Origin of the sequence: Ketobacter alkanivorans (genome assembly GCF_002863865.1) — a bacterium.
GTDB lineage: Bacteria > Pseudomonadota > Gammaproteobacteria > Pseudomonadales > Ketobacteraceae > Ketobacter > Ketobacter alkanivorans.
This window is the reverse complement of sequence record NZ_CP022684.1, coordinates 4,628,843-4,641,931: the sequence shown is the minus strand read 5'-3', so window position 1 is coordinate 4,641,931 and position 13,089 is coordinate 4,628,843. Positions and strand designations below refer to the sequence as shown.

Sequence of the window (13,089 nt, the reverse complement as noted above, 5' to 3'; positions counted from 1 at the left end):
GGAGTAACCCATGGGATTACGCTTAAAGTTCAACTTGGTACTGTTCGGCATCACCCTAATCGGCCTGTTGGTTTCTGGCTTTGTGAGCAACAAAATACTGCAGCAAAACGCGCGCGAAGAAGTGCTGGATATGGCGCGCATCATGATGGAAAGTGCCATCGCGGTAAGGGCCTATACGGTAAACGAAGTAAAGCCGCTACTTAAAGTTCAGCAGCGTCGCAGCTTTATTCCACAAACAGTGCCCGCCTACGCGGCCGCCCAATACATCAAGAAACTACAAGAATCCCATGAGGAATACAGCTACAAAGAAGCCACTCTGAACCCAACAAACCCGGCAAACCGGGCCACAGAATGGGAAGCGGACATCGTCAATTGGTTCCGCAACCACGACGGCAACGAAGAGCTGATCGGCGAGCGGGACACCCCTACAGGCCGCCAGCTGTACCTGAGCCGCCCCATCACCATCAAGAATCCAGGCTGCCTTGCCTGCCACAGCACACCGGCGGAAGCACCAGAGACCCTGATCAACACCTACGGCTCAAGCAACGGCTTCGGCTGGAAACTGAACGAAACCATAGGCGCTCAGGTGGTCTCCGTGCCTATGTCACTGCCATTGGCCCGAGCCGAGCAAACCTTTATGACCTTTATGGGGGCCCTGATCGGTATTTTCCTGATCATCGCCGTCGTTCTCAACATGCTGCTACACTTTATCGTAATCAAACCAGTACAAGCCATGTCCAGCAAGGCCGATGAAATCAGTCTTGGCAACCTCAACGTAGAAGAGCTGGCCGTGAAGGGCAGCGATGAAATTTCATCCTTGGGCCGTTCGTTTAACCGCATGCACCGCAGCCTTAGCAACGCCGTGCAAATGCTGGATGAAACCATTGACTAACGATATTAATTAACCATGAGCAGTAACCATTTGCCACCACAGCGCATAGCCAAATACGACATCGAACGCATCCTGGGTAGCGGAGCCATGGGCGTCGTTTATAAAGCGTGTGACAGTCAGATTGAACGCCAGGTAGCCATCAAGGTGCTCCATGAGCATCTGCGCCAGGGCGATCAGGGGGCAGAGTTGGAAGTCCGGTTTCTGCAAGAGGCGAAAGCCGCTGCTCGCTGTCTGCATCCCAACATCGTCACCATTTTCGATTTCGGAGCAGACGGTGCGCCCTACATCGTTATGGAGTACGTGGAAGGCATCGAGCTCAAAGCCCACCTGAAAAGCGATACCTTCATCTCGCTACCCTCCGCTACCGACATCTGCATTCAGGTATTGCAAGCTCTCGGCCATGCCCATGACAAAGGCATAGTGCATCGCGACATAAAGCCCGCCAACATCATCCTGCTGGAAAACGGCAACGTAAAAGTCTCGGATTTTGGTGTGGCTAGATTGGATACATCTGACTTAACCAGTACTGGTTTTATGGTGGGCACACCAAACTATATGTCTCCAGAGGGGTTGCAGGGCCGCCAGGTGGACGCCCGCTCAGATTTGTACAGTGTGGCAGTACTGTATTACGAATTACTAACCAAAGAACGCCCCTCTCGCGAGCGATCACTGGAACAAAATCTGGATAAACTTAATGAAGTGCGCCACCTTTCAGGGCAAAGCATTCGCTCCATTAAACCCATTCTACATCGTAGCCTGCAGCCTAACCCCAGTGACCGCTACCAATCCAGCCAGTTGTTTATAGATCAGCTCAGATCGATCGAGGACATGGATCTGACTCTGGCCACCACGGCCCATTTTCCCAGACCTCTGGATTATGTCGCCAAGGCTCCTGTTGAAACCAATGCATTCTCTTCCAGTCAGTGGAGCGATGATTTACTGCAATCTCTGGAACACTCCCTGGCGCGCTATGTTGGCCCCATGGCCAAGCTGCTGGTCAAAAAGAACAGTCGTTCAGCCTCCAGCCTGGATCAGTTGATGGCAAACCTGACTCGCCATATCCCTAATGAGGATGAACGAAGTCAATTCATGCTATCGGTAGAAAAGAGCAGCATCTCCAAAGCAGAGCCCGCTGCAGGCTCCCAGAGCAGTTCTTTAGGTCATTCCCACAGCGCCAATCAACCCACCCAAATGGCTTCTGCCATAACCGAAGCGCAGCTGGGACAGGTTTCCGAGATACTCGCCTATCACGTCGGCCCTCTGGCGAGCAGGCTGGTAAAGAAAATGAGCAAGCAACACGGCTCCATGGCAGATCTGGTGGAAGCCCTGGCCCGACACATACCGGACCAGGTTGAACGCAACCAGTTTTTATCTCGGGCCAGCAAGCTATAACCTTTCTCAAGCCCTGACAGCTGATTAATCAGCTGTCATCAAACCGGCAACATCCAGCAAGCGACAGGCATAACCGTATTCGTTATCGTACCAAATCTGCACTTTCACCATATTGCCATTGATGACCCGAGTAGATAAGGAATGCACGATGCCGGAACGAGTATCACCGAGTATATCCGTCGACACCAATGGCTCGTCGGTATAACCCAGCACACCATCCAACTGATTTTCGCATGCGGCTTTTAATACCTGATTGACTTCCTTTGCTGTTACTGTGGTATTAAGCAACGCAACCACGTCAGTAATAGCGCCATCTGGTACCGGAACCCGTAGGGCCATGGCCGAGATCTTTCCTTTTAACTCTGGCAACACCAACTCGGTAGCCTTATCTGATCCGGTGCTGGTGGGAATAATATTCACTGCGCCAGCCCGGCCACGAATCATTTTTTTACTGGGCTCATCCACCATTCCCTGAGAAACAGTGTAGGCATGCACCGTGGTAACCATCACACTCTCTATACCAAAGGCATCGTTCAGTACTCTAAGACTGGGAGCCAGCGAGTTGGTGGTACAGGATGCATTAGACACAATAGTGTGAACAGCTGGATCATATTCCTGATCATTAGCGCCCAGCACCAAAGTCAAATCAGCGGTCTCTGATGGCGCGCTAATCAACACCCGTTTGGCCCCCGCCTCTTGATGGAACGCTGCCTTATCATGGTGTACAAAAACCCCGGTACAATCGATAACCAAGTCAATATCCAAGGTATCCCATGGTAGATTATGAGGATCCGATTCATGGAAGAACTTAATGGTTTCTCCGCCCAATGTAAGATGATCTTCACCATGCTCGATGTCGAAATCAAAACGGCCATGCACCGAATCATACTTTAATAAATAAGCAATATTCTCAGCGGTCACCAGATCATTGACCGCAACAATCTGAAAAGATGACGGTCGATTGATGATATATTCACGTAACATCAAGCGGCCAATTCGACCAAGGCCATTAATCGCAACTTTTTTCATAACAAACTCCTGCATAAGTAAGCACTGCGTTATTCAAGCTAGGCGGGTTCTTTCTCAATTCGTCGTTGCACGGCTTGTGCCTGTCGGTATAGCTCGTCACGGCTCAACAATTTCTCTTTAGCCCCTTGGTACATCAACACCGATTCCGCGTTGGTCATGGCTAAATGGATCGCTTGCTCGATAGGCTCATCCATCAGGCAGGCCGCTGTAAAGGTCGAAGCAAATGCATCACCTGCACCGGTGGTCTCCAGAACAGAAAGATCCTCTCTCGGCCAGGCTCGATAGTAGTGTTGTCGATCGTATACATGTACGCCCTCACCGCCATCAGTAATAACAAAAATTCTTGGCGGCAACTCGGACATCTTCTTCAATAGCGCTTTAGCTTCTGGGCGCTCCTGATACAGCAGCCCTAAAAACTTGCAGGCTTCCTCCAGGTTCATCACCAGTATTTCGACTCGATCCAGCAGCGGCTGCAATGCCTTCCACCCCAATTCAGCCTGATAGTTGCTGGGGTTAAACGCCACGCGATACTCGTGTTTTGCCAGCAAAGACACTATGGTTTCAAAACTCTGCCCCAGCATGCTGGCCAAATACACCCACTTCGTTTCAAACGGTTCGATTTCTTCCAGCCGCAAATTATTGTTACAGCCTTTGTAGGCCAGGATAGTTCGGTCATGAGCAAAGCTGTTCAATATGATGGACAACCCCGTTGTGCCCTCACGGGGGCCAATAAAATCTATGCCCTCCTGTTGCAACTTACTGATAACGAAGTCACCATTGCCATCAGTACCCACCTTGCCCAGATAGGCAGTCTTCAAACCGAGGCGAGAAAACGTCACTGAGCAATTGGTGCCTCCTCCCCCTACGGCCAAATTCAACTCTTTAACCAGAATTTTACTGCCCAAGGGAAACGCTATCAGCTTCTCCTGCATCGTCGGCGTTTCAATTTTGATCAGCTCTGAATCAGTATCGGCAAACTGATCCACGGTGGCACTGCCAATCGCCACGATATCGTAGAGCATGTACTACTCCTGTTTATATAGTTCCAAATAGGATTGTGCGCTGTGCCCCCAGTCAAAACACTGAGCCATGGCAGTAAGCTGAATTTTTTTCCAGGTTTTACGCTTGCTATACAACGCTATCGCTCGACGCACCACAGCCGTCAACGCTTCTGCGCTGGGCTCGTCGAATACAAACCCCGTAGCCGTCGCCTGACGTATGGCGTCGTCATCCGCATCCACGACCGTATCAGCCAATCCACCAGTGCGACGTACGATCGGTAAAGTGCCGTATCGCAAACTGTAGATCTGATTCAGGCCACAGGGCTCGTAACGCGAAGGCATCGCAAAAAGATCACTGGCCGCTTCAATACGGTGGGCCAGCGTTTCATCGTAACCAATAGCCACCGCAATCGTTTTAGGATTGGCTTCAGACATCGCCCTAAAGCGCTGCTCAAACTCCTTACTACCGGTTCCCAGAACCACCCATTGCAGCTTCTCTCCCTGCATCGCATCCATTGCGCTCAAAATCCAATCAACACCTTTCTGATCAACCAACCGACTGACAACACCTATTAACGGGGTCGATTTGCTGAGCCGCAGCCCCATATGACGCTGCAAATCCAATTTGTTTTTGGTTTTCTCTTCGATGCTCTCTGGGTCAAAATGGAACAAAATATTGGGATCTGAGGAAGGGTTCCAGACGGTGTAATCCGCTCCATTGAGAATACCTACCAACTTGCTCTGATGGTGCTGCAACAACCCACCCATACCACAAGCCGCAGGCTCACATAGAATTTCGTCAGCGTAGGTAGGGCTGACCGTTGTCACCCAATCAGAAAAGACAATACCCGCCTTCAAAAATGAAAAATTGCCATAAAATTCAACACCATCGATATGCCACCATTGCTCAGGCAAACTCAAATGTTGAAAAGCGTCATAATTGAAAATGCCCTGATACGCCAAGTTATGAATGGTAAACACTGTTTTAATGGGAATGCCTAAATAATTTACTAGCGCCGGTATCAACCCAGTCTGCCAATCATTGCAGTGCACCACGTCAAACTTGCCAGGGTACTCTGCGCACCCACCGCCCAACAAACTTGTTACCGCACGACAGAATTGGGCAAAACGTTCGTGGTTGTCATCCCAGGCTTCGCTTAGTGCATTCTCGTATGGCCCACCATCGCGATCGTAAAGAGAGTCCGATTCCACCAGCAACAATCGCATAGACAGGCGATCATCGAAATATTCCCCCAAAACCATGTCAGGGTACAGGAAATCATCCTGGAACCGATATTGTCTCAAGGGCTGGCCTAACTTCTGCCTTACTGAGCGATAGCCGGGCATAACCACCGTCACGGACTCACCCAGCTGTTGCAAGGCCAGAGGTAAAGAGTAGGAAACATCGGCCAAACCGCCGGTTTTGACCAGAGGGTAAAGCTCACTGGTGGCGAATAATATATTCATGGAGGTGCGATTTGATCCCTATCGCGAACAAGCTAAAAACAGTAACACTAATAAACTACTCTATCATGACAAACATTTCCGACGAAGGGCAATCTGCAAGTGCATCCATTGATGACGATCAAGCAAAATGTCATTATTTGGCACTATGCTCGGAAAAGTAAAGCGACAACCCGAGGAAAAAGGTGATGAACAACCCCACTTCCACACCCGAGTGGCAGAAGCTTGAACTGATGCGCGCTGAGCTTCACAACACTCGCCTCAGTGAGCTGTTTAAAGCCGATCCAAACCGTTTCCAACAGTTCTCCATCAACTGTGATGATGTGTTCATCGATTACTCCAAGAACTTCGTAACCCGGCCGGTGATGGCGACATTACTACAATTGGCCAAGGCCCAAAAACTGCCGGAAGCCATCGACAACCTGTTCAGGGCCAATAGTTTGAGTAACGGTTTAAAGCCCATTCCGTACCCGGCATTGAGGGAGCGGGCGTTAACCCCCCTCAGCATCGCAGGCGACGATATTTCTTCCCAGATTCGGGATAATCTGTTCAAAATGGGCAGAATATGCAACGACGTGCGTTCTTGGAAGTGGCGCGGATTCAGCGACAAACCCATCTCTGATGTAGTAACACTTGGGGTTGGTGGCGCTGCCAACGGCTCGGAGGCCATTTGCAAAGCACTCGGCCCCTTCCAGACCAACTCCATTCAAATTCACTTCGTTTCCAACTCCGATTCCAGGCGCTTTCAGCAGCTTTTATCCCGCCTACAGGCAGATACCACGCTGTTCATTGTCTCCAGTAAAAGCTTTTCCACGCAAGAAACCATGAACAATGCCTTAGTTGCCAAAGAATGGATTCAGAAACACAGCAACACCCGCTTCGCACTCGATCGCCACTTTGTCGGTATCACGGCCAATAACGAAGCAGCCAGGCAATTTGGCATTCATCAGGATAACATACTAGCGGTTTGGGATTGGCTGCCAGGACGTTACTCACTGTGGGCTGCCGCTGGACTACCGTTGGCGCTTGCAGTTGGCATGGAAAGATTTGACGAATTCCTGGCCGGTGCCAACGCTATGGATCAACACTTCCACAATACCGAACTCTCGGCCAACGCACCGGTGGTTCTGGCGCTGCTCAGCATTTGGTACACAAACTTCTGGCAAGCTGCGCACCATGCGATCTTGCCCTACAGCGAGTCGCTGGAACTATTCCCTACCTTGGTACAACATTGCTTGATGGAAGCCAATGGTAAATCCATCGACATGTCTGGTAACCCTGTGAATTATCAGACAGCCCCTGTTATTTGGGGTACCGCTGGCAGCAGCAGCCAGCACACATACTTCCAGCTCTTGCATCAGGGCACTCACATTATTCCATCGGACTTTATAGTTGTCGCCAGCGAACCTCTCGCTGGCAGCAATCGTCACGCCTTCATGCAGTTTTTGGCGCAAGCAGAAGCACTGATGCTTGGCGATCAGAACTGCAAACTTACCCAGCCCAGCTCAGACACCAATGATCAAGCACTACCGGGCAACAAACCATCTACCAGCATAGTGATGAAAACCCTGTCGCCCCGCAGCCTGGGGCAGCTACTGGCGCTGTATGAACACATCGCCTTCGTTCGCAGCGTGATTTGGAACATCAACCCATTCACCCATTGGGGTACTGAGCTAACTAAACGCTACAATGAATCCTTCGAGCTTGATCAAACGGCAGACACAATCAACATCCACGACGTTTCCACACAGGGATTGTTCAAACTTTTCAGGCAATGGGAAGCCGATAAAAAGCAAGAACCTGAAGCGGCCGATCCAGTGCAAGAGGAGACCAGTTACTATTACTGATCTGGCCCCTGCAGGATGATACCTCCCAGCGGGGGCAGCGTTAAGCTAACACTAAACGATTGGTTCATATGAGCAATGTTTTCAGCTGCAATGTGGGTTCCATTGGACACATTACTGCCGCCATAAAACATTGAATCAGAATTGAATATTTCGCGATACTGCACCAATTCGGGCACCCCAATGCGATAGTGTTCGCGCACAACGGGGGTGAAATTCAATACCACCAGCACGCAACCCGCCTCACTCTTACGCATGTAGCTGATGACAGATTGCGAACTGTCATGGCAATCAACCCACTCAAAGCCTTTGCCTTCAAAATCGTACCGATGTAAGGCCGGAAGCGTCTGGTACAGCCGGTTCAAGTCTCGCACTACCGATTGCACGCCTCTCTGCCACTCATGCTCCAGCAGCTCCCAGTCAAGAGCTCGATCATGACACCACTCTCTACCCTGGCCAAACTCCCCCCCCATAAACAACAGCTTCTTGCCCGGATGGGTGAACAAATAGGTAAACAACAACCGTAAGTTGGCGAACTTCTGCCAATCATCACCCGGCATTTTTTCCAGCAAAGAGCGCTTACCGTGAACAACTTCATCATGTGACAACGGCAGCACAAAGTTTTCTGAAAAAGCGTACAACAGACTGAAGGTAAGGTTCTCATGATGATACTTACGGTGTATTGAATCCTGACTCACATACCGCAACGTGTCATTCATCCAGCCCATGTTCCATTTCATACTGAAACCCAGACCACCTAAATACACAGGTCTGGATACCTGCGGCCAAGCGGTAGATTCTTCCGCCATCATTAACACCCCAGGAAAATCCTGATGCACCCGCTCGTTGGTACGGCGGATAAAATGGATGGCATCCAGATTCTCATTACCACCAAACTGATTGGGAGCCCACTCCCCCTCTTCTCGGGAGTAGTCCAAGTACAACATCGAAGCCACCGCATCGACTCTCAAACCATCAAGATGGAACTCTTCCAACCAAAAAAGTGCGCTTGAATACAGAAAGTTACGTACCTCGTTACGCCCATAATTGAATATAAGAGTACCCCAATCCTTATGCTCACCACGACGAGGGTCATCATGCTCATATAAACAGCTGCCATCGAAGCGAGCCAATCCATGAGCATCCTTGGGGAAGTGCGCAGGCACCCAATCCAATATCACACCAATACCATTGCAGTGGCAAAAATCGATGAAGTACTTGAAGTCATCAACCGCTCCGAAGCGGCTGGTCGGGGCGAAAAAGCCCGTTACCTGGTAGCCCCAGGAACCGTCATACGGAAACTCGGTAATGGGTAATAACTCGATGTGGGTGAACCCCATATCCTTAACATAGGGAACCAGTTCATGGGCCAGTTCGCGATAATTTAGAAAGTCACCGTTATCCTGGCGGCGCCACGATCCGGCATGCACCTCATAAATGGACTGCGGGCTGTGGAGCCAATCAGATTTGGATCGCTTTTGCAGCCACAGGTCATCCTGCCATTGATAGCTATCAACTGCCGTATAGCGAGCAGCGGAGTTAGGACGCAACTCAAAAAAGCGGCCATACGGGTCAGTTTTAACAAATATTTGGCCTGTATCCCGCGCTCTTATTTCGAATTTATACAGCAAGCCTTCGCTAAATTCTGGAATGAACAGTTCCCAAACACCGCTTTGTCCACGGCTCCGCATAGGGTGAACACGCCCATCCCAACCATTGAAATCCCCGACCACACTGACCCGCTCGGCATTGGGAGCCCAAACGGAAAACAGCGCACCTTTGATGCCGTCCACCTCCCATGGTCTGGCTCCCATCACTTTGTAGGCATCAAAACATTCCTGAGTATGAAAATCATCCAACCATTGCTCGGACAGCTGAGGCCAAAAGGTATATGGGTCGATAAACGTACATTCTTGTCCATCAACATGCTCAACCAAGCTAGGATGCCTACCCCACTTCGTGACATCACCTTCCAGATAGAAAAGGCCGCTTTCATCAATTTGGTTCATTTGAGTGCGCTCCCCATCGAGGGTGACCCAAATAAAGTCAGCATTGGGGCGGAAAACCAACATTCGAGTCCGACCGGCATCAACATGGACACCTAACACCGTAAAGGGATCATGATGGCAGGCATGCAGGATACGAGTAACGTCCGCCTGCAAAGCGCTCGACACTGATGAAAGGTGTTTAATGGCTGGCATGATACTTTCCCGTGACCCTGTTTTAGCTTTTATACCTGAAGCTATGCACACAGCGCTCCAGTACGTAAAGAGAATGGAACCTTAACATCAATCGCTGATCAAATTTATATAACTGATAGTTATTTCGATTCCAAATGAATTCGATTTACCTTTTAGAGACTACATTACCTAGTAACCACTCTTTTGATTTGGATCATTTAATGCATTGCGAAATGTAGCAGCCTTGTAATGTAAGATGTGCATTATTATCAGCATTCATTATGTGGGTTTCATGACGTACCACACTCAACCATACAGACGGGTACACCATGCTAGGATCGATGACGTCCAATTACGGAAACATGAAAAAAACATTGGCGCTGATACTTGCCGGGGGCAGCGGCACGCGACTTCAGTCCCTTACGCGCTGGCATTCCAAACCTGCAGTGCCCTTTGGCGGTAAGTTCCGCACCATAGACTTCCCCCTTTCCAACTGCATAAACTCCGGCATTCGGCAAATCAGCATCCTAACTCAATACAAATCCCATTCTCTGAACACCCACATTCAAAAAGGGTGGAGCTTTTTACGCCCGGAGCTGGGTGAGTTTGTGGAACTTTTGCCAGCCCAACAGCGAGTAAAGGATTCCTGGTATACCGGTACCGCCGATGCGGTTTACCAAAACCTGGATATCATCGAAACCGTAAACCCTGACTTTGTACTGATACTTGCTGGTGACCATATCTACAAGATGAACTATGCCGCAATGGTGCAACATCATATCGAATCAGGTGCAGACATTACCGTGGGTTGTATTCAAGTACCGGTAAAAGCCGCACGCGAGTTCGGCGTTATGTCAGTAGACCAACACAACTGGGTCAATCAATTTTCCGAAAAGCCAAAAGACCCCCAGACAATCCCTGGAATGCCCGGCATGTCATTGGCTTCCATGGGCATCTATGTGTTTCCCAAGGCGCTACTATCAGAACTCCTGATGCTGGATGCAGATCAGGAAGGCAGTGCTCACGATTTCGGCAAAAACATTATTCCCGACGCAGTTAACCGGCTCAAGGTATCTGCCTTCCCCTTCACGGACAGCAATACAGGTAACACTGCATATTGGCGTGACGTGGGGACCATCGATAGCTACTTCGAAGCGAACATGGATTTGCTGTCAGTAACCCCCCGACTGAATCTTTACGATCAGACATGGCCAATCTGGACCTATCAAGAGCAACTGCCCCCGGCAAAGTTTGTGTTCGATGACAATGATCGTCGCGGAATGGCCGTGGATTCACTGGTGTCAGGTGGCTGCATCATATCCGGCAGCAAAGTAAAACGCTCATTACTTTCCAACAATGTACGCATTCACAGCTACTCTTCTATTAAAGACGCTGTAATTCTACCCAATGTTGAAATCGGTAGACACTGCCGCCTGAAGCGCGTCATCATCGATCGTGACTGCAGCATACCTGAAGGCACAGTTATCGGGTATAACCCAATTCAGGATGCAGAAAAGTACTACGTTTCACCTAATGGTATCGTATTGGTTTCATCAGAAATGTTAGGAAAATCTCTCTCAAATGTCGCATGAAATCCAAGGTAGACCCAAGGTCAATGTAGTACTGTGCTGGCACATGCATCAGCCTCAATATCAAGATCAGTTCACCCGCCATGTTCATCTACCCTGGACATACCTGCATGCGATCAAAGACTACGCCGATATGGCAGCGGTGGTGGAGCAGGTTCCTCAAAGTAAAGTCGTCGTTAACTTCACGCCGGTTCTATTGGATCAGATTGACGATTACATCCAGCAGTTTGATCGCTACTTTCATTACGGTGAACCCTTTAATGATCGCTTACTGGCTACATTGGCGGCCGTTACCATTGGCCCTACTGAATCGTTACGTCTATTCATTATTAAACAGTGTATTCGTGCCAACGAAAAACGCCTCATAGAACGATTCAGCCCCTATCACGACCTGGTACAATTGGCTCGGCAAGCGCTGAATAAACCGGGTTATCTTGCCTACCTGGATGAACAGTTCTTCTTTGACCTGTTGGTGTGGTATCACTTGGTTTGGATGGGCGAGACCGTACGTGCAGAGAATGAAACCGTACAGCGCCTGGTTCGTAAATCCAAAGGGTTTACCAGCAAAGATCGCAAAGAACTGTTAGGCGTTATCGACTCGTTAATACGCAGCGTTGTACCACGATATCGACACTTGGCTGAAAGTGGTCAAATGGAGATCAGCGTCACGCCAGACAAACATCCCATATTGCCACTCATGCTGGACTTCAAGTCCGCACTAGAAGCAATGCCTAAATCGGCACTCCCCCACAGAGATCACTACCCGGGTGGACATGAACGCGCAATAGAGCACATAAAGAACGGTTTGAAAACCTTCGAACGCCACTTCGGCTTTCAACCAGTTGGTTGCTGGCCCTCGGAGGGCGCCCTAAGCGAGCCCACTCTCGCGCTACTTTCCGACAAGCAGTTCCAATGGACAGCCACAGGTGGTGGGGTTCTACACAATACGAAAAATGCAAACAAACTCGATAATCTTTGCATTCATCATGGTTTCCAAGTGCGGGAATATCCTATTACCTGCTTCTTTAGGGACGACAACCTATCAGATCTAATTGGTTTCACCTACTCTGGCTGGAATGAAACTGATGCTGTGAACAACCTAATACATCATATCGAAAACATCCGCGTTGCCTGCGGCTACCAGGAGGACACTATCGTCCCCATCATTATGGATGGCGAGAACTGTTGGGAATATTACGCTAACAATGGCTATCATTTTTTAAAAGAGCTGTACGCCCGACTCGTTGATCACCCCAAGATCAATCTGACCACTTTCCGCGACTACATCAAGACACATAAAAAGCGCACACCATTACCATCACTGGTAGCGGGTAGCTGGGTATACGGTTCTTTTTCAACCTGGATCGGTGATCCGGCAAAAAACCGCGCGTGGGATCTGCTGTGCCAGGCGAAAGACGACTACGATAGAGTCATCGCCAGTGGAAAACTGGCACCCGAAATTGCCCTGCGCGCTAAAGAACAGCTGGCAATTTGTGAAGGGTCTGATTGGTTCTGGTGGTTTGGTGACTACAACCCCACTGAATCGGTATCAGATTTCGATCAGCTCTATCGAACCCATTTAAAAAACCTGTACCGATTTCTCGACGAACCCGCCCCAGAAAGTCTGAACCATGTCATCAGTCGGGGTGGTGGCACCCCAGAGAATGATGGCGTTATGCGGCGCGGACAGGGTTAATA

General features: G+C 49.6%; 9 protein-coding genes. 5 read left to right on the top strand and 4 right to left on the bottom strand.

The annotated features are described in order from the left end of the window. Positions 1-10 precede the first annotated feature (10 nt). Positions 11-892, top strand: coding sequence for a c-type heme family protein (locus tag Kalk_RS19825; RefSeq protein WP_101895907.1), 882 nt, complete (start codon positions 11-13; stop codon positions 890-892). 15 nt (positions 893-907) lie between these two features. Further along, on the top strand, positions 908-2,284 hold the full coding sequence (locus tag Kalk_RS19820; RefSeq protein ID WP_101895906.1) for a serine/threonine-protein kinase: 1,377 nt from the start codon (positions 908-910) through the stop codon (positions 2,282-2,284). Between the two features lie 24 nt (positions 2,285-2,308). Here the strand turns inward: Kalk_RS19820 and gap are convergent, their stop codons facing one another. Genes gap through glgA form a run of 3 tightly spaced genes read right to left on the bottom strand, consistent with a single transcriptional unit; the run spans position 2,309 to position 5,781 of the window. Next, the gene (gene gap, locus Kalk_RS19815) at positions 2,309-3,313 is read right to left on the bottom strand and encodes a type I glyceraldehyde-3-phosphate dehydrogenase (protein WP_101895905.1); all 1,005 of its coding nucleotides are present in this window, start codon (positions 3,311-3,313) and stop codon (positions 2,309-2,311) included. 38 nt (positions 3,314-3,351) lie between these two features. Continuing rightward, a complete protein-coding gene (locus Kalk_RS19810; protein WP_101895904.1) occupies positions 3,352-4,335 on the bottom strand; it encodes a carbohydrate kinase family protein in 984 nt (327 codons plus the stop codon). 3 nt (positions 4,336-4,338) lie between these two features. Beyond that, positions 4,339-5,781, bottom strand: coding sequence for a glycogen synthase GlgA (gene glgA, locus Kalk_RS19805; RefSeq protein WP_101895903.1), 1,443 nt, complete (start codon positions 5,779-5,781; stop codon positions 4,339-4,341). A gap of 185 nt (positions 5,782-5,966) precedes the next feature. On the opposite strand from glgA, the gene pgi reads away from it, so the two are divergent. After that, a complete protein-coding gene (gene pgi, locus Kalk_RS19800) occupies positions 5,967-7,625 on the top strand; it encodes a glucose-6-phosphate isomerase (RefSeq protein WP_101895902.1) in 1,659 nt (552 codons plus the stop codon). Here pgi and glgB read toward each other — a convergent pair. Continuing rightward, entirely contained in the window at positions 7,619-9,823 is a 2,205-nt protein-coding gene (gene glgB, locus Kalk_RS19795) for a 1,4-alpha-glucan branching protein GlgB (protein WP_101895901.1), read from the bottom strand. The two genes, pgi and glgB, sit on opposite strands and share 7 nt — an antisense overlap. A 308-nt stretch (positions 9,824-10,131) precedes the next feature. On the opposite strand from glgB, the gene glgC reads away from it, so the two are divergent. Both glgC and Kalk_RS19785 read left to right on the top strand, forming a co-directional pair. After that, the gene (glgC, locus tag Kalk_RS19790) at positions 10,132-11,394 is read left to right on the top strand and encodes a glucose-1-phosphate adenylyltransferase (RefSeq protein ID WP_101895900.1); all 1,263 of its coding nucleotides are present in this window, start codon (positions 10,132-10,134) and stop codon (positions 11,392-11,394) included. Beyond that, on the top strand, positions 11,384-13,087 hold the full coding sequence (locus Kalk_RS19785; protein ID WP_101895899.1) for a glycoside hydrolase family 57 protein: 1,704 nt from the start codon (positions 11,384-11,386) through the stop codon (positions 13,085-13,087). Before glgC ends, Kalk_RS19785 begins: the two co-directional genes overlap by 11 nt. Positions 13,088-13,089: the final 2 nt, after the last annotated feature.